This is a genomic window from Fundicoccus sp. Sow4_F4 (genome assembly GCF_052116145.1).
Classification (GTDB): domain Bacteria; phylum Bacillota; class Bacilli; order Lactobacillales; family Aerococcaceae; genus Fundicoccus.
On sequence record NZ_JBQKLQ010000006.1, the window covers coordinates 32,674 to 52,261 of the forward strand.

Genomic DNA, 19,588 nt, shown 5'->3' on the forward strand with positions numbered 1-19,588 from the left:
GTTCAGGATGAATAAGCTTAGCTACTGGTGGTCGTCATTTCGCCAGACGTAAGCTTCACTAAGTTGATCCTAAATTAAATGGGCAGGTGTATCAGTAAAACACTTTCTCCTATATCATGTAGGACTAACTCCAGCAAAGCATGTTTGCTTGGTTGCGATCGTTCAAGGGCATTTGTTATCTGAATATAACTTATAGGTTATTCTTCGTGTTTCTCGCTGAACTGCAAGGCCAACGCAATTATTTGATGCATATCATAATAGCGGTACTGCGCCAGTCTTCCAGCAAATAGAACGTGTGGTAACTCTTTTGATAACTTTAAATAGTTTGAATAAAGTTGATTATTCTCGCGATTATTCACAGGATAGTAAGCTTCCATGCCTCTTTCATATGCAACGGGATATTCACGAGTAATCACTGTCTTTGGCTGTTTACCAAAATCGAAATGTTTATGTTCTATCACTCGAGTATAGGGTGTTTCTGAATCTGTGAAATTAACGACCGCATTTCCTTGATAGTTTTCACAGTCCAGCACTTCGGTTTCAAACGCTAAACTCCGATAATCCAATTCACCAAATTGATAATCAAAAAATTGATCAATCATTCCAGTATAAACTATTTTAGAATACGTGGCTAAATAGGTCTCTTTATCTGCGAAAAAATCTGTTTCAAGGCTTAGATTAATCAAGGGATGATCCAACATTTTTTCAATTATTTGAGTGTAGCCACCGATCGGAATTCCTTGATAGCGGTCATTAAAATAATTATTATCATAAGTCATTCTCACTGGCAATCTTTTAATAATAAAGGCCGGTAGTTCTTTGGCACTTCGCCCCCATTGTTTCTCTGTGTAGCCCTTAATAAGTTTATGATAAATGTCAGTACCGACTAAACTAATTGCTTGTTCTTCTAAATTTTCAGGTTTTCTAGGCATATTCTTTCTTTGTTTGTTAATAATATCTTCTGCCTCCTGAGGCGTTCTGATATTCCATAATTTAGAAAAAGTATTCATATTAAAAGGTAGATTATAAATGTCGCCTTTATAATTCGCGATGGGGCTATTAATATAATGATTAAACGTTGCAAACTGTTGGATATAGTTCCAAATTTTCTCATCACTCGTATGAAAAATATGCGCACCATATTTATGAACGTGTATGCCTTCTAATTCATAAGTATAAATATTGCCACCCACATGGTCTCTCTTTTCTATGACATCTATTTGATAGCCTTTTTTTGCCATTTCGTGTGCATAAGTTGCACCAAACAATCCAGCACCCACAACCAAGATTCTTTCTGACATCATCGTCTCCTTTCACAAGAAAAAGTAACACCTAAGTGTTATTTCTTCTTAGCCATATCCTGCAACCTTACGGACAGTTTTATAAACGGTATTAGAAATTCTTACACCGGTCGTACCTCTAATGTTCAATATACGTGCAGGCATTGTTTTAGAAATTTTTAGAAATGCTTCTGGAGTTTGTTGCTTTAAGTATACCCATAAGGCTTGCTTTTGAGCTAAACTCTCTTCAGTATTGATCTTATTAAGTAAGGCAGTTGAAATTAAAGTGACAATTTGGATGTGATGAATTAAATAGTCATCTAACTTAGAGGGTAACTGATCCGTTTGATGATAACAACTGATTAACAATCGATTGACTTTAAGTTGCTGGTCAATACGTTTCATCATCACTTGCTCATTTACAGATTGATCGTCTCTTCCGATAAAATAACGGTACAAAGGAACATCTAAATAAAAAATTGTCTCAACATGTTGTAAAGGAACAAAGACAAACAAGTTATCGACATAGAACGTATGCTCAGGTAACGCTAATTTACTTGTTCTTAAGACTTCTGTACTAAAAATCAAAGAGTGCATCAGTAGATATTGTCGCTTGTTAAACTCATGTAAATCCTCCCAACCAACTATCTTCTGAATGGGAATAATACCGTTGTATTTCATTTTTTTGGTGATTAAGACATTCTCTTGTTCATAAACAAAATCAGACACTAACATATCTACCGACGATGATTGTTCAACAAAATAGCGTAGTTTATTCAAGACCAGAGTTAGTGCCTCCGCATCTAACCAATCATCACTATCCACCACTTTAAAGTACCGTCCAGTGGCTGCCGCCAATCCAGCATTAACAGCCCCACCATGTCCCTTATTAACTTGATGAATGACCTTCACTATAGAAGGGTATCGATTAGCATAGGCCTCTGCAATTACGGCAGTCTCATCGTTTGAACCATCATTAACAATTATAATTTCTACTTCCTCTTTCCCCACTAGGCAGGATTCTATACTTTTATGCATATAACTACTTGAGTTATAGCAGGGGATCGTAATTGTTAACAGCTTCATGATTTATCTACACCTTTCAATTATATAGCACTTAGCTTTAAGAACGCTTAAAGTTTTTTCTTCATAATAACAAATATTAGCATAAGGCAATTTATAACAACTTGCAAGAAGATGTTAAGAATGTTTGCTAGTGTTTGAGCTAACCCTATGTTCAATCCCCAGTCCATCAATAAATGATGACACAGGGAGACATTATAACTGATATATTCCCAGAAAATAACAATTATACTATAAAAAAAACGAATATTCGCAGAGAACAATTATTTTCTTAGAACGACGTAATTAACATTCCTGTCACCTATATAGGCGAGTAAAAATGACAAGAAGACCGTTAGCCCAATATTCTCAACAGAATAGTTAAACATGAGCCATGAGAATGTTGACCACTGAAGCCACTAAAAAGAAAACCGGTTGCTAATCCTAGCAGAATAAAATGAATGATAAGTCTGGGTATTCTTCAATCCATCGATTCATTGTTTCATTCATTTATCTGCTCCTTTTTTGTTATCTTCCTATTCTCAAAGAAAGCAGAAGTAACCCCTTTAGCGCCAGACCAAAAATGACCATTCACCATACGCACAATTTCGTTTACCATTTTCTGATTCATCAGACCCCCAGTCATTTTAGCCATTGCACGAAAAGTCATGTTGTAATTAAAGTATAAGTTTAAATTGGGTTTGCCTTTGGCAATACTTCGATTTAGAAAATAAGTCATGACCCGGTAAACGTTTCTTGCCAGTCCACTTTTTGCATAATACATCTGTGATAGCGTATCATTAGCTGACAAAGGTAACTGAGTGTTCCACTCTTTGTCAGGGACAGGATAACCTATTAACTCTTCAAAGACATCATCAGAAACGTTCTTGATGTTAGCCTCACGATAAACGGCTAATAATGTCTGACTATATAAGCCGGTTAAGTCAACGCCTTCTTTGGTTACTTTTGTGGACAAATGAATGACTTGACTACTTTCACCAACGCCAATGGTATATACTCCAGCCTCAATTTCCCAACGTTTTGTCACGGGATTATAAAATTCAAACGAACGCTGTGGCAAGGTGATTGTGACTAGACGACTGTCACCCGCTTCTAAAAAGACTTTCTTGAAGGCTACGAGTTCTTTAGCACTTCGGAAAATAGCAGATTCTTCTTTGGATACATAAACTTGAGTGATTTCTTCTGCGGCATAGTTACCAATGTTTGTTAATCTAAAGGATAATTCACTATCAGTCAATTGAATATCCAAATAGGCAAACTTCGAATAACTTAAACCATATCCAAAAGGAAACTGAACAGGTATACCCGCCGTATCATAATAGCGATATCCGACAAAGATACTTTCTTTGTATTCACTCGTTGCTTCTTTTCCAGGATAATACATGCTTGACGGAACCTCTTGATACGTTAAGGGGTAAGTTTCATTTAATTTTCCTGAAGGAGAATGTTTCCCTGTCAATAGATCCCAAATTGCTTGGCCGCTTGCTTGACCAGCTAAATAAGTATGCAAGATGCCGGATACTTTGTTCACCCAGGGTAATTCCACTGGTGAGCCACCACTTAATACAACGACGACATTCGAATTAACGTCGCTAATCTTTTCAATTAAGTGTTGTTGATTCCTTGGGAATTGCATATTGTCGCGGTCCATCCCCTCAGATTCTGCAATTTCTGGTAAACCAGCAAAAATAATCACCACATCAGCTACTTTAGCTCCTGCTACGGCTTCATTCACTAATTCCTCTTGTATTTTATCCTCGCGCGTAAAGCCTTTATAGAGCTGAATATTATTAGTGGCATCTGTTTTATCAATAATGGCAGCGACGGACTCTAATTGAGTAGGATTAACCGCTGAAGAACCTGATCCTTGATAACGTGGTTCAAAAGCAAAATCTCCTACGATGGCAATTTGCTTATCTGGCGAAATAGGCAATATCTGTTGATGATTCTTTAATAACACTGCACTTTTTATCGCTGCTTCATAAGCGAGTTGATGATGTTCATAGACTGTCACTTCTGACAGTTGATCACTAACCGTGTCCTCATGTGCCAGTTTAAAGATAATATCGAGTAATTCATCGACTCTTTGATTGAGGATATCTTCACTTAAACGGCCTTCTGTTACTGCTTGAGTGAGTTCCAAAGCTCCCGCTACACCCGTTCCAGGCATTTCTAAATGACTACCTCTTACAACGCCTTCAACATGGTCATTACTGCCACCCCAGTCTGTAACAACTGCGCCTTCAAAGCCCCATTCTTTATACAAAATCTCATCTAATAGATGAGGATGCTCATTAGCATAGTCACCATTTACGCGATTGTATGCCGTCATGATAAAATCCGCTTTACCTTCTTTTACAGCAGCCTCAAAACCTGGCAAGTAAATTTCACGTAGCGCTCTTTCATCTATCACTGAATCGTTTGACATTCGTCTCAATTCTTGGCTGTTAACAGCATAGTGCTTAGGCGTGGCTGCCACACCTTGACTTTGGATTCCTTTAACATATTCAACGGATAGTCGTTCAGTTAAATAAGGATCCTCACTGAAGTATTCGAAATTACGTCCACATAATGGATTTCGTTTAATATTCAATCCGGGCCCTAAAATGACATTAACACCAAGTTCACGTGCTTCTTTTCCTAGTGCTTGACCGATACGATTGGCAAGATCTTCGTCCCAACTATTTGCGATAGAAGCAGCTGTCGGAAAACACGTAGCTTCTATACTCTTGTTTAACCCTAGATGGTCTGCACTTCCTAATTGCTTACGAATCCCGTGTGGTCCGTCCGATAAGAATAGTGAAGGAATATTTAAATGCTTGTAATCTTGTGTTTGCCAAACGCTTTTCCCACTCATTAGGGCAGCCTTTTCAAACAGTGTCATCTTGTCAATAATTTGTTGGTGCTTCAATCACCTGACCCCCTTTTGTCAAAAATACAATATGCTTCAAAGATGGCATCTCTTTGTACAAAAGATTTCGCATCAAAGAAGCATATTGTTTGCATATAATCTACCCTGTTAAATTAATCAGCATATTTAGCTGTACCTTCATCTTGGATGACGTCACTATAATTCAAACCCTAACCGAATTCCTATTGGTTTCCTTGGTTGTCTGTAAAAGGGGTTATATCCTTCTTAGTAACGCCTTCGCGTTGCGCTTGATAAACCGCTTCTACTTTATTCGCTAAAGCGATCATCCCATTTAATTCCTCTAAGATAAAATCAGATGCTTCAAGGGCAACAACTAATAAAGAATTGCTAACGATTAATTTGCCACTTTAACAGATCTTTCGTCAGTCGTTTGATCCATCTACAAAACAACCTAACTTATTATTTTTAGCTTTCAAATAGTCTCTGCCAAATTGGTAATGTTTTAGTTAATGCGTACATAGTTTACCAAAACTATTTTTAATCATCTTTTGCCTTACGACTCAATGGGTTCTATTCGTCATTTTCTGGCATCTCTAACTAATCTACAAATTCGCAAGTTAGAATTTTGACTTAAAAAGAACACCATCATACATTTTCAATATATTGGGTTCAAGACGATTACAACTCACTTAACTATTATTCATCCTGTTATTTTTTGCCTATCTTTAAGAATGACGCAATTATGGATAGAATCCAAGTAACTATGAACAGTACTATACCCACAATGGCTTGTTGTCCTGCATCAAAAGCTGCTTCATTTCCCATCTCAAGATTAGATCCAAAAATATAGCCAAAAGATTCTACTCGCATACTTATGAAAGTAACACCTGCCCAAACAATTAGAATGGGAGTTAAAATTCTAGCAATATCGCTGATAATCCGATAAACCGGTGACTGATTTGTTTGTGGGATAATGTTAGAAATAAGAATTGTTAGTAACGCTCCTAACATCATATATATTATACTAGTCTTCATATCTTGATAGTATACTTTATTTACGTTTAATACGTAGACGCTCAAAGTAATAATAGAGAATAGAAACACAACTAAATACATAATACTGCCACTTCTTTGACTTTTAATATAATTCATTATTATCCCTCCTGATTCTTTCTTTTTAATTCAACAAATAGATACATAGCAAAGCTAATAATCCCTAAACTAAAGGTAGAATAGGTTAATATGGTCTTCGCTGTTTCCCACCATGGAGTTACTTTTACTGTTAATGCATTTTGTGCCGCACTATGTGCAAATGCGTAAAGCTGATGTTTCATATTCTGTCTTGCTTGCTTAAGGAAAGTTTCGTCTTGACTGATTAAAGCATCATCCATATATGGCCATGATTCTTTTACTTGTTCAAACGTCTCATTAGATCCGAAATCTGCCATCATCGTCACACCTGCCATAATAATTGACTCTGGTCGGAAATATCCAACGTTATTAACCATGTCTGTTGTTAAAAGCCCTTTGAATCCCCATTCATCTCGCAAGATGTTTGTTAGTAATCCAATAGAATTGTTGGCATTAGTTGCACCAATACGACTAAATGACACCATACCTGCTAATGCGCCTGCATCTTCAAAGGCACCTTGGAAAGCACGTAAGTCTCCTTCTCTTGCCTTTTGTTCTGTCATATAAGGTGCGATACCACTTCTTTGTGTTTCCTGATCGTTAAAGGCAAAATGTTTAGGTCCAATTAGAACACCATAATCAAGAGCCCCTTTTACAGTTTCCGCTGCCATATAGTTAGATAACATAGGATCCTCAGAATAATATTCGTGATTTCTTCCGTTATAAGGTGTTCTATGAATGTTTGGTGCTGCACCCCAAATTAGGTAATTCCCACTCCAAAGACCATCATTTCCCATCAACTGTCCCCATTCTCTTACAAGGGTTTTGTTATATGTACGAGCAATAACAGTTGCATTTGCCATCGTTCCTAATGAATAGTCGCCATTTTCATCTTCTTGATGAAGACCACGTCCATTAATTGTTCCACCAAACCCATTTGGACCGTCATTTTGATAGATTAATGGCGAATTGATTTCTTCAATGACATCATTAGTACTTCCGCCTTTAGCAATTTTTGTTATCAAGTTTTGTGCTGGAATTTGATTCACAAGTTCATCCCAACGAGAATCATTGATATCATCAACGCCTGCCATATCAGAAAAGTTGAGTTCACTTTCTATTCCGTCTGCGTTTGGTTCCCCATTTTCAGAAAAAACATAGTTTTCATTTGTTAAATTGGTTATCCATTCATCAACTTTATCCCCGCCAATACTTAGATCATCGTACGTTCTTGGATAAGTTCCTTCCCAATCTTGTCTACTTAAATAAGTAGCATAATCTGATAAATAGTAATTAATATCTGCATCGTTTAACTGATTAACTATTTCAGTTCCGTTCTCAGAAAAAGCGAACATTTCTTCATCAACAGTTCCGTCATTCCCGATTTTTTCGACAAAGACTTGGTTTTCATCTCCCAAATCAGTTTGACCTTGTCTAGCCAATATATTATTCACGGCATTATGAGAACCATCACCTAGAGTAAAGTAATAATCTCCGCCATCTAATATATAGCCACCTTTACCATCTTTAGCATTCGAATCCCAGCTTGCCATATACTTCATGTCTGCTGTAATTGTAATCGTTTCAGACTCATTAGGAGCGAGTTCGCTAGTTTTTTCGAAGCCTAACAAATCAATCGCAGATTTTTCGATATTATTTTCTTTGTTATATTCGGTGTACGGTTTTTGAACATATAATTGAACAACTTGTTTACCTGGATAATCACCCGTGTTAGTCACTGTAACATCCACAGCAATTGTTTGTTCTTCTAAGTTAATCTCCGTATTATCTATGACTTGTTCGAAGCTTGTATAAGATAGACCGTATCCAAAATCATAAGTTACTTCATTTTCATATTCCCATTCAGTCGAACCATTAGAAGCTCCGACACTACTGCTTGCATTACCTTGATCTAAAACGCTATCATAATAGCGTGTTTCATAGTATTTGTATCCTGTGTATATCCCTTCGGCTTCGATTAAATAGTGATCAGCCGCTAATGAAGCATCCCCGCCAAAACTACCTATTGGAGAATTTGCTGATAATTGTCCCATTAAAGAGTCAGGTGATGAAATCAGGCTTGTATCTGATAATTCTATTTTTCCAAAGTTTTGCATAGCAGGTGAATTTGCACTATATACTGCATAAGTATCTGATAGTCGACCAGAAGGACTGACTTCTCCTTTTAGAATATCAGCAACACCTAGGAATCCATACGCTCCTGGAAATCCAACATCAAGAATAGCATCAACTTGATCATCTTGCTTGAGTTCTTCGATTTCCATAGTAGAACTACTATTAATTAACACAATTACCTTTTCAAAATTACTTTTTGCTAATTCTAGAACTTCTTTCTCATTGACAGTTAACCCCAATGGAGTATCTGTCTCATGTTTTTCTACATCAATCCCGTTACTTCCAGGATAAAAATCGCTTCCCTCAGAACCAGGTCTTGAGAAAACAACGATTGCAGCATCATTATAATCACCAAAACTATCTTCATAAGTTGCAACTGTTTCGGCATAACTATCTACTGATGGTTCTGATGGTTCATAAGGGGTAGAGAAATTAGCTGGTCTCTTCCCATAAATTGGTGTAATAGTTCCCCACATCTCACTCTCTCCAGTTTTAACCTCTCCGAACGTAGTATAAAGATCAAGCATTTGGGGATTCACTTCATAGCCCTTTTCTTCCAACGACGTGACTAAATCCTTTTGAGATGATTCGGTGACAGTACTTCCCATTGTTCCTCCTAAAAATGGATAGACACTTCCCATCCCAAAAAGAGTTACTTTAAGATTTTCATTAGATAAAGGTAGGGCATTATTCTCATTTTTTAAAAGAACGGACCCTTCCTCGCTCATACTTTCCCCTAGTGCGATATGAGCAGATATTAGTTCATCTGTTGAAGCATAATCTGAAAGAAACTTATCATCATTGGTAATTTCTGTACTTGAAGTTCCTAAAGAAGTATCAATAATCGGTCTCCATTGCTCAATAACGGGATTTATGGCTACTAGCGCTACTGATGTCGATAACAATAGAGAGGTTAATCCTCTCCATACTTGTGCTTTTGTTTTACTCATTTATTATTCTCCTTTTCTAAAGTTATTTTTACCTTTAATTCTGATTACTCTTTGCCTCCTCAAGTTTCAATCTTTCTTCGGGATTAATCCATTCACCACCGGCCTTTAAAACCTGACTCTTTTGGTAATTTAATATTTTTTCTTGATCTTCTTCGATATGTTTCTCAACATTAAGAAAACTCATTAAAAAGATAATTCCGAAATAACAAACAAGCTCTATGCCTAAAAATGCCCAAACCATGACTCTGCTAACGCTGTCACTTTGTATCATTGCAGTGGGGTCATATCCACTTTGAGTCAGCATTATATTTATCAAACCACTTCCTAATCCTGTTAAACCTACCATAATGGATCCATACACAGACATTGTAAAGCCGTCACTTCTGAAACCATTCTTGGCCTCCAAATGATCTAATACATCTGACAATAATGCTAAAGTGACGTACATTGCCGGAATTGCGCCAATACCTTTGAGCACAATTCCTAGTGAAACATAAAAGATACTATTCACATCAATAAAACTAATTAGACCACCAGCTACAGAGAAAATGACACCATACAAGATAGTGTTACGTTTCCCAAATTTGTTCGCGAGTGGCCAAGCAATAAACATTCCTAAAGCTGTAGGGATTCCTCCTACTAACCCTAATGATGCCATGGCAGCTCCTGCACTTGTCTCATTATTCACACCGTCAAACATCCAACGAGCATAATAACTCATTGACCCATTCTTCACTAACCCTCCAAATTGGAATAAGAAAAAGTATCCAATGATTAACCACCAATAAGGGCTTGATACACATCCTTTTATTTGAGTCTTTAATGATATCTTTTCTTTTACAGATAATTGTGCACTTTCTTCCGTTATTCGTTCACGAGTATAATAATATTCTAAGACAATCGCGATAAATGTTATAAAACATAGAGCAACCATCAATATTCGCCAGTTATTATAACTAGCCACGCGATCGATTACCCCATCATTTGTTACAAACAAGTATTTCTGTAAAAAGATTGGGACTAGAATACTTCCTCCGATACCGACTGCTGCGACACCTGATGCGTTGGAGAAAGTTGCTAATTTTCCTCGATCAGCACTGTTTCGCGTTGAGAGTGCAACTAAAGAACTGTGAGCTGTGTAATATAATGGATAAGACACAGCATAGTAAACATTGTAAGAAACCGCTATCCAAAACATTTGCATGCTAGGACTTAAATTAGTAGGGGTTAAGAATAATAATATTATCGCTATGACGACTAAAGGTGCTGATATAAGTAAATACGGTCGTGTCTTCCCTTGAGGCGTACTGGTGTTATCAATTAATCTTCCAATAATCAAATTCCCAGCGATTACAAATACAACCGAAATAACGGGTAGTACGGCTGAAAACACACCGAACTGACTTCGATCCGTCCATCCTATAACATCTGAATAGTAACGATTCAAATAAGCACCAAATATGGCGTTCGATAATAATGCTAAAAATGGAGCGAAGAAATATCCTATAAGACTTTCTTTCGCACTAACTTGCGCGGTTTTTATCTTTGTTCTTGCGATAGGCGATCCAAAGAAACTATCAAAACTCATCTTTTTCCTCCTCTTTGTGTTCTGTAAAGCAATATTCACCGCTCCCCAACTCTTCTATAACACCACTAGGCATATGCAAATAACATGTCGAATTGACCGGTACCTGAACACTGATTACGAATTGATTACCTTCAATTTTCCAAAGGCTTTGTATCTTACCAAAAGCGGTCTCTACCTCGGCTTTAGCATAAGTCAGTCCTCCCCCAATGATTGGATCAATCTTAAATGTCTTATAACCGCCAGTGATAGATTCAATTCCAGCAATTCTTCGATACATAAAGTCACCTACTGCTCCGGCAGCATAATGATTAAACGACACCATACCGTTCGTACCATCATTTGCACCGGTATTACTTGTCCCATCTTCTCTTAAAGCATCCCAACGTTCCCATATAGTAGTCGCTCCTGCCTTAATTTCAAATAACCATGATGGACTGGTATCCTTTAATAACATCTTATAGGCATCTTTGACATAGCCATTATCTGCTAATGCGAAGAGAATATATGGAGTTCCAGGAAATCCTGTGCCAATATGATGGTTATTCTCACGTACAATTCTGGCTAAGTGACCTGCAGTTTGTTTTTTTGTCTTGTCTTTCAACATTTCATAATACAAAGGCAGAACGTATCCTGTTTGGAATTCTTTTTTTCCTTTTATCCGCCCATCTTTATCTAAAAGAATCGATTGATAGGCATCTGAAGTTTCTTCGCTAACTTTACGGTAATAAGCGGCATCCTCAGATTCACCCAAGATACTAGCTATTTGGGATAAGAGTCTGCTTGTATTTGCTAAACTGGCGGTTCCTGTGAAACGACCACGACTCATCCAAGTCCAAAGCCCCCCCTCAGGTGCGACCCAATCTCCATAATGATGCCAAAGCAACCAAATTCTTCGACGTTTACCTACAGAGAATAACTTTGCCCAAAACTCACAAGCTTTTACATACTTTTTCATGGTTGGGTACATATTCCTTAAAATCCCCACATCACCTCGAGCTAAATACTCTGCCCAAGGGACTAATATACAGGCATCCCCCCAATGATCGACAGCCATTGGGAACATTATTTCACCTTGTGTAGGCACTCGGACTAATGGTACAGTCACTGGAATTCCTCCACCTGGATTTTGCTCTGCTTTTACATCAAGAAGCCATTTATCAAAAAAACGACGCGTATTAAAATTATAGGCGGCAGTCCGTCCAAACAATGCTATATCCCCTGTCCAAGGCATTCTTTCGTCACGTTGTGGACAATCAGTCGGAACATCAACAAAATTGGACTTAGCGCCCCATTTTATATTACTTTGTAACTGGTTCAATTGTGCATTAGAACATTCGAAATCTCCTATTTCCTTCATATCTGAATATAAGGCTTTGGCTGTAATCTGTATGTTTTCAGGTTCAATCCCTCTAATTCCGATATATCGAAAGCCCATATACGTTAGACTGGGTGAGTAGTTTTGCTCTCCTTCTTTACAAATATAGACAATTTCTTGTTTGGCTGTTCGCAATGGTTCAGTAAAAAGTTCACCATCCATTAAAATCTCTGCGTGTTTAATAGTTATTTTTTGATCCAATTTTCCATTTATTTTTGCAGAGATAATACCAGCAAAATTTTGTCCGAAATCATAAATCCATACACCACTCTTTGATTTAAAATGAGAAATTGGTTGAAACTCTTCTTGAGCCCTAACGGGCAGTCCATATTGAGCGAGTATTTGTGGTTTTATTTTCACATTTTCAAGACTTGCATCGCTCCAACGGCTTTTCTGCATATTGACTGTCGCATCAAAAATTTCACCGTTATAAAACTCTGCTTCTAACATATTGCCATCCATCGTCACTTGCCAGCTACTATCCGTACCAATGACTTCCTTGCTACCATCTTCATATTCAAGATGCAATTCACTAAGTAACGCTTGACGTTTTGCGTAGACTCGATTGCGCCTAGCATATGTAAAAGCCCCTACTGCCCATCCACCTGCGACTACAAACTGCAACTCGTTTTCAGCTTGTATATCTTCTGTAATATCATAGGTTTGATACTGTAAATAATTTCGATAAGAAGTAAATCCTGGTGCAAAATAATCTAAACCAATTTTATTATCATTGAGTTTGGCTTCGTATATTCCAAGTGCAGTAGAATACAAATGTGCTTTTTTTACTTTTTTGTCACAAGAAAACTTTCGGCGAAAGTATATTGGCTTTGGTGAAACTTTTTTCTCTTTAAATTGATAATCTCCAAATGTAATCCATTTGGCTTTAAAAGATTCAGACATTTTGCCCGTTTCGAAACTTAATTCTTTTTCTGCCACCTCACCATAATTATCTGTTACTTTCAGTTGAACTGTGTATTCTGTAAAAGGTAATAAAGTTGGGCCAGTATAAGGAATTTCAATTTGATCTGTGGTTTCTGTTACCCAATCATCGATTGTTAATATCGCTTGTTTTAACACAACATTCTCATGATTACTTTCTAACGAAAAAGAAAAGCGAGGCAATTCATCTGTTACACACCCTTCGCTCATGCTGTTCACAGTAAAATTATTAATTTTTAACATTCTACACCCTTCCTTATCGGTAGTTTTCTTTCAGTTATTTTGTTATTTCCATAAGTAAAGATTACCTGAATTTCACTATTATCTTTCTCCTCTGCTTGAACAATCGCGAGGGCCTCTCCATAATAAGTGTTTGTTTCCGACTCAATATAGCCTTGAGGATTGTACGGACACGCATGTCCAAACGCTAATAGCTTCCCTCCATGAACCTCTACCTTGACGATGTGATTTTCCATTGGTTTTAACACAGCATTAGAATCTGTAAAAGCAATGCGTATAAAACTTAAACCACCTGGTCTAACTGTTGGACTTTCTGGAAGAACTGATAATATTGTTTCATCATTAGCAGTTGTTAAATGATGACGTCCAATTTCTTTATGATTATCGTCATAAGCAATCGCCTCGATTGTCCCTTTTTCATACTTCGTTTTAAAAATAACACGACAATCTTTCTTAGTTTTTTTCTTTGCGATTACTCTACCATTAATCAATAATTCTACAAAGGCAGCTCTTGCATACACTTCAACTTGAGCTTTCATTCCTTCACAATTAGGCCACGTCCAAGAATCGATAGCATCTGTCATTTTCCAAGCTGAGGGAGAATGAGCACCCGTCTGAAAAACAGGCTTAACTGCAATATAAGGCCCATTAGTTTTTTCTAATGCAACACTTGTATACAGCGCTTCACCGCCTTGCTTACCAGTTATATCAAGACGCCCACTCCCTGCAGTCATCCAACCAGATTCATCCGCATTTTTGGGTGCATAATCTTCATATACCCATGCCCCAATTCCGGCTTCACCAAGATAGTCCCATCCAGCCCAAACAAAATCACCAATAATGCGAGGATTTTCTTTAGCTAATTCCATAAAACTATAAGCATCTTTACAGAACGTTTCGGTTCCTAAAATTAATCGATCCGGATATTTCTTTAAATCTTTTTTGTAACGCAAAATCCCGTAGTTATATCCCGCTATGTCTAATTGTTCAAACGCATCTTTTGTTTTTAAATCACTGCCTCGTAGCGTTGCTCCCAATTTCATAGTTTTATCGCCAAGTATTCCAGCTAATTTATTATAATACTCACTACCTACTGGTTTACTTCTATTCTCATCTTTTTCAGCTTTTTCATCTGAATAAACGCCAAAACCTAAAGAACTCAGATAGTTGAAGAATATATTAACCCCACAAGTGACGGGTCTTGTTGAATCTAATTTATGAAGGTACTCCGTCAATTCTTTTGTTATATTAATTCCGCGTTCTTCTGCTGTCTCAGAGACCTCATTTCCAATAGAGTACATGATAACACTAGGATGATTATAGTCTTTATCTACCATATCTTTAAGATCTTCTTCCCACCATTGATCAAAATAATCTGTGTAGTCATGATTCGTTTTATGTATATACCACATATCGACATACTCATCTAAAACCAGCATACCAAGTTCATCACACGCTCTTAACATGGCCTTTGAACAGGGGTTGTGAGCAGATCTAATTGCGTTATAACCAATGTCTTTAAGTAGTTTTACTTTTCTCCACTCAGCATCTTCGAAAGCTGCGGCGCCCAACAATCCATTATCATGATGCACACATGCTCCTTTTAAAATCACACGTTCGCCATTGATTTCTAGTCCGTTTTTACTTCCCCAATTAATCGTTCGAATGCCAAATTCAGTTTCAAATTTGCTCCCCTCAAAATCCACCACACATTTATATAAGTATGGAGTATCAGTCGACCAATATACTGCTTGAGGTATTTCTAATTCAACTTCAATTGAACTGTCTGTAAATACTTTATTTGACATTAATTGGCTACTTTCATTATGGATCTGAATGTCTAAATCTCCTGGTCCATTCGTTTCAATATTTATAGCAATTCTTGCTGGATTAAGACTTAGAGTTCTAACCTTAACACCATTTACTTTGACGTGTTTTTTAGGTAACAGTATCATCTTTACAGGTCGATAAATACCTGAACCAGTGTACCATCTACTATTAGGTTGATCTGAATTATAGGCAAAAACTTGGATATTATTTTCTTCACCAAATTTAATATAAGAAGTAGCATTGACAAAGAAATTTGTATAACCATAAGGACGATACATTAATTTCTCACCATTTACAAAGACTTCCGCATTTCTGTACACACCCTCAAACTCAAACATTACTTCTTTATGCTTGTGTTCATTAGAGATATAAAAGTTTTTTTCATAGGAATAATCATTTCCTAAGTGCCATGAAATATGTTCTTTTCCTTTACTTATATTAGTACGTAATTCGGTGCGCATAGCATCGTGTGGGAGTGAAACATTCGTCCTTTCACTCGCACCTAATACTCCATATCTCCAGTTTTGATTAAAATCTATTATCTCCATGGAATACCCCTTCTAATAATGATTTCAGCAGCTCACTGCTTACTGAAGTCAATCCGTTAAGTAATTGGCCTTTGGAGTCACTCCAAAACGCTCCGCCAATTGAATTAAATTCTCATCAGTGATTGTCTGTTTAACTCCACCTTGCGCTTGAACATAAGTATAGACTTGCGCAGCCTTTTCTGCCGTCTCAATCAAGCCGAAAACCTCGTCCATCGTCGTTCCACTTCCATAAATACCATGGTAGGGCCAAATAACTAATCTTGCTGTTTGCATTTTTTCAGCCGTTGCCATACCAATTTCCGTTGTCCCTGGAACAAGCCATGGAATAATTTCAATCCCCTCAGGGAATACTACCAAACACTCTGTACACATCTGCCACAATGTTCTTGTAAAATCACGAGGGTCTAAAGAATGAGTAAATGACATGGCTAATAAATGTGACGCATGACAATGCATAACAATGCGATGCTGTGAATCAACTTTGAGTCGCGCAATATGACTCATCAAATGAGATGGCAATTCAGAAGTTGGTAGACTTTCGTTATCAAAGCCCCATAATAACTCCAATTCCTTTCCGGAATTCGCAATACGGAATAAACCTAGACACTCTGCTGGTTTACTTTTAACATTTTTGAAATACTTTCCTGATCCGGTTGTAATAAAATAGTTACCTACTAATTCTGACCCATCAAATTCTAAAGGAATGTGTCTTATCACTTGATTGAGATTTATGTATTCACTTACCTCTTCCTCACTGAGCAAATAAGAAATATTGCCTCCGTTTCTTTCATCCCAACCTAAACGATACATATTGCTTGTTGCCTCGATCATTTCTTGTACATAATGTGACTCTAAAATATTCTTCATGGTTTACCTCTCTATTATCTCATTTTTAGAACGTTTTGCTCATATTGCTCGACTTCTTCGAGCCAGTCTAAACCGACTGGGACATTATTAATTTCACAGAAATAATTCCAAACATCCGCATAAGGAAAATCTTTAAATTCTTCGGTATATGCTAAACGACTGGTAAAATTAAATTCTTCCTCAAGTTTTCTCAAGTCATCAGTTGGTTCTAACAAAGCTTTTAATAAAGCTTTTTGAGTGTTACGTGTACCAATGACCCAAGCAGAAATTCGGTTAATCGTCGCATCAAAATAGTCTAAGCCAATATAGGTTTTATCTAATAAGTTGTTTCGAACTAATTCATTGGCAATTCCTTGCAACTCATCGTCCATAATGACCACATGGTCACTATCCCATCGAATTGGACGACTAACATGAAGGAGTAATCCGTCCGTAAATAATGATAAGGCACTCAGTTTATTCGACACTGTTTCTGTCGGATGAAAGTGACCAGCATCCAGTCCAATCAACTTATTTCTCGTTATACCGTAACCCATGTAAAATTCATGTGACCCGACAGTAAATGCCTCCGCACCAATACCGAACAATTTACTTTCCAAGGCATCTAGTGTGTAAGTTTTATCCACTTCTTCTTCGAATATCGCATCATAGGATTCTGCCAATCTTTGTCTTGGTTTCAATCGATCAATCGGATTATCTTTCATTCCATCTGGAACCCAAAAATTATTAATAGAAACTGCACCAAGTTCTTTACCGAAATAAGACGCAATCTTACGTGATCGCTTGCCGTGTTCAATCCAAAACTCTCGTACTTCTTTGTCAGGATGAGATAAGGTTAAACCATCTTTCATCATGGGATGTGAAAAGAATGTTGGATTGAAATCTAAGCCTAATTGCTTTTCTTTGGCCCACTCGACCCATTTTTCATAATGTTTTGGTTCGATCTCATTCAAATCGACTGTTTCATCAGTATCTAAATACATCGCATGAAGGTTTAATTTGTGTTTTCCCGGAATTAAGCTAAATGCTTTATCTAAATCTTGGCGAAGTTCTTCTGGTGTGTGCGCCCTACCAGGATAATCTCCAGTAGTCATGATTCCACCGGTTAATTCGCCATCAGGATTTAAAAACCCTTTGACATCATCCCCCTGCCAGCAATGCACTGAAATTTTAATTTGTTGAAGTTTTTCTAATGCTTTGTCCGTATCTACTCCTATACTTTCATACTTTCTCTTTGCTTCTTTATAACGTGCTTTTACATCGCTCATGTTTCATACTCCTTCAGAAATTTTTCATAGTTTTCAATAATACTCAAATCTATCTTTTCTGGATAGAAAATTTGGAGCTCACTTGACTCCATAATGACTTTCCTCGCTTTATTTAAATCTTTTAAATCCCCTTGTGTAATCATCTGTACAACAATATTACCTAAAGCAGTCGCTTCTGTTGGTCCAGACACTACTTTCATCTGCGTCAAGTTTGCTGTCAATTGATTTAACAATTGATTGTTCGCACCGCCACCGACTATATAAAGCGTATCGAAGCTAGCATCTTCCTCTATTAATTGACCTAATAACTTTATCTCTACTGCATAACTTAATGCTAAACTGTCAAAGATGCATCGTGCCACTTCCCATATTGTTTGAGGTACTTTTTGACCTGTCTGCTCACAATACTCTTGAATTTGCATGTACATATTATCTGGATTAAGAAAAATAGGGTTATTCACATTAATAAATTGTTGAAAGGCAGGAGATTCACTAGCTTTTTCTACGATTTCTTGATAAGTAAACTGATAGTCAAAATTTCTTGCCACTTCTTGTATTAACCACATACCCATAATGTTTTTCAGAAAACGAAAACGCTCATACACCCCAACTTCATTGGTATAATTTGCCTTAAAGGCGTCTTTTGTTATTGATTGCGTTTTCATTTCTTTACCTAACAAAGACCACGTTCCGCTGCTTAAGAATAACCAATTTTCATCTTTCGTTGCTGGAATACCAGCAACAGCTGACGCAGTATCGTGACTCCCTACATTAATAAAGGTCGCATCAGGCAAGTTATGCTTCTTAAATTTTTCATGTTTTAGTTTCCCTCGAACAGTACCAACCTCTTTGATAGGAGGTAATTTCTTTATGGAAATATTGATCATTTCTAATAACTTTAAATCCCAATCTCCGGTTTTAGAGTTAACTAACTGAGTTGTAGAAGCATTTGTTCGTTCAGTTATCACCGTATCCGTAAAGACAAAGGCTAAGTAATCAGGAATTAGCATAATATGCTTTGCTTGTTTGATAGCTTCGCTTTCTTCTGTAATCAATTGAAAAATGGTATTAAATGGTTGGATTTGGATTCCAGTTCTTTCATACAGTTCTTCTAATGGAAGTTTTTTTTCGAAGCGTTCTAGAATATCATTTGTTCGGTCATCTCTATATGAGATTGGTTTTCTAACTAATTGTCCCTCTTCATTAACTAAGCAATAATCAACGCCCCAAGTATCAATTCCAACTGTACATTGGTCGATTCCCATATGTTTTATTTTTTCCAAGCCAATCAGAATCGATTCGATAAGGTGTTGGATATTCCAAGTATCAAAACCATTTTCTTTTACAAACTCATTTTTAAAGCGATATATTTCATCTAGTTTAATTTGATTATTTTTTAGTTGACTTAACATCACTCTTCCACTTGAAGCGCCAATGTCTATTGCGACGTAGTAGTTCACTTATTATCACTCCCTTTA

11 protein-coding genes are annotated in these 19,588 nt (G+C 37.0%); all 11 read right to left on the reverse strand.

Features of this window, described 5'->3' with window-relative positions:
* Positions 1-197: 197 nt before the first annotated feature.
* The 11 genes from glf to rhaB all read right to left on the reverse strand — a co-directional run bounded on the left by glf (position 198) and on the right by rhaB (position 19,570).
* On the reverse strand, positions 198-1,301 hold the full coding sequence (gene glf / locus ACTQ5J_RS09445; RefSeq protein ID WP_441752534.1) for a UDP-galactopyranose mutase: 1,104 nt from the start codon (positions 1,299-1,301) through the stop codon (positions 198-200).
* A gap of 48 nt (positions 1,302-1,349) precedes the next feature.
* Positions 1,350-2,366, reverse strand: coding sequence for a glycosyltransferase family 2 protein (locus tag ACTQ5J_RS09450; protein WP_441752535.1), 1,017 nt, complete (start codon positions 2,364-2,366; stop codon positions 1,350-1,352).
* 478 nt (positions 2,367-2,844) lie between these two features.
* Positions 2,845-5,274 (reverse strand): glycoside hydrolase family 3 C-terminal domain-containing protein, encoded by a 2,430-nt coding sequence (locus ACTQ5J_RS09455; protein WP_441752536.1) that lies wholly within the window; start codon positions 5,272-5,274, stop codon positions 2,845-2,847.
* 669 nt (positions 5,275-5,943) lie between these two features.
* Positions 5,944-6,387, reverse strand: coding sequence for a hypothetical protein (locus ACTQ5J_RS09460; RefSeq protein ID WP_441752537.1), 444 nt, complete (start codon positions 6,385-6,387; stop codon positions 5,944-5,946).
* Positions 6,388-6,389: 2 nt separating this feature from the next.
* Positions 6,390-9,452, reverse strand: a complete 3,063-nt coding sequence (locus tag ACTQ5J_RS09465) for a glycoside hydrolase family 3 C-terminal domain-containing protein (protein ID WP_441752538.1) — start codon at positions 9,450-9,452, stop codon at positions 6,390-6,392.
* 34 nt (positions 9,453-9,486) lie between these two features.
* Positions 9,487-11,040 carry an MFS transporter gene (locus ACTQ5J_RS09470; protein ID WP_441752539.1) on the reverse strand — a complete coding sequence of 518 codons (1,554 nt, stop codon included), beginning with the start codon at positions 11,038-11,040 and terminating at the stop codon, positions 9,487-9,489.
* Entirely contained in the window at positions 11,030-13,600 is a 2,571-nt protein-coding gene (locus ACTQ5J_RS09475) for a family 78 glycoside hydrolase catalytic domain (RefSeq protein WP_441752540.1), read from the reverse strand. Before ACTQ5J_RS09475 ends, ACTQ5J_RS09470 begins: the two co-directional genes overlap by 11 nt.
* Entirely contained in the window at positions 13,594-15,975 is a 2,382-nt protein-coding gene (locus tag ACTQ5J_RS09480) for a glycoside hydrolase family 2 TIM barrel-domain containing protein (RefSeq protein WP_441752541.1), read from the reverse strand. The genes ACTQ5J_RS09475 and ACTQ5J_RS09480 overlap by 7 nt, the downstream gene beginning before the upstream one ends.
* 48 nt (positions 15,976-16,023) lie before the next feature.
* Entirely contained in the window at positions 16,024-16,842 is an 819-nt protein-coding gene (gene rhaD, locus ACTQ5J_RS09485) for a rhamnulose-1-phosphate aldolase (RefSeq protein WP_441752542.1), read from the reverse strand.
* Positions 16,843-16,856: 14 nt separating this feature from the next.
* Positions 16,857-18,110: an L-rhamnose isomerase gene (rhaA, locus tag ACTQ5J_RS09490; RefSeq protein WP_441752543.1), complete on the reverse strand. Its 1,254-nt coding sequence runs from the start codon at positions 18,108-18,110 to the stop codon at positions 16,857-16,859.
* Positions 18,107-19,570 (reverse strand): rhamnulokinase, encoded by a 1,464-nt coding sequence (rhaB, locus tag ACTQ5J_RS09495; protein ID WP_441752544.1) that lies wholly within the window; start codon positions 19,568-19,570, stop codon positions 18,107-18,109. Before rhaB ends, rhaA begins: the two co-directional genes overlap by 4 nt.
* Between the last annotated feature and the right edge of the window lie 18 nt (positions 19,571-19,588).

Excerpts from the sequence above, each read along its gene's own strand:
- glf (WP_441752534.1), bottom strand. The coding sequence starts at position 1,301 with ATGTCAGAAAGAATCTTGGTTGTGGGTGCTGGATTGTTTGGTGCAACT.
- ACTQ5J_RS09450 (WP_441752535.1), bottom strand. The coding sequence starts at position 2,366 with ATGAAGCTGTTAACAATTACGATCCCCTGCTATAACTCAAGTAGTTAT.
- ACTQ5J_RS09460 (WP_441752537.1), bottom strand. The coding sequence starts at position 6,387 with ATGAATTATATTAAAAGTCAAAGAAGTGGCAGTATTATGTATTTAGTT.
- ACTQ5J_RS09465 (WP_441752538.1), bottom strand. The coding sequence starts at position 9,452 with ATGAGTAAAACAAAAGCACAAGTATGGAGAGGATTAACCTCTCTATTG.
- ACTQ5J_RS09470 (WP_441752539.1), bottom strand. The coding sequence starts at position 11,040 with ATGAGTTTTGATAGTTTCTTTGGATCGCCTATCGCAAGAACAAAGATA.
- ACTQ5J_RS09475 (WP_441752540.1), bottom strand. The coding sequence starts at position 13,600 with ATGTTAAAAATTAATAATTTTACTGTGAACAGCATGAGCGAAGGGTGT.
- ACTQ5J_RS09480 (WP_441752541.1), bottom strand. The coding sequence starts at position 15,975 with ATGGAGATAATAGATTTTAATCAAAACTGGAGATATGGAGTATTAGGT.
- rhaD (WP_441752542.1), bottom strand. The coding sequence starts at position 16,842 with ATGAAGAATATTTTAGAGTCACATTATGTACAAGAAATGATCGAGGCA.
- rhaA (WP_441752543.1), bottom strand. The coding sequence starts at position 18,110 with ATGAGCGATGTAAAAGCACGTTATAAAGAAGCAAAGAGAAAGTATGAA.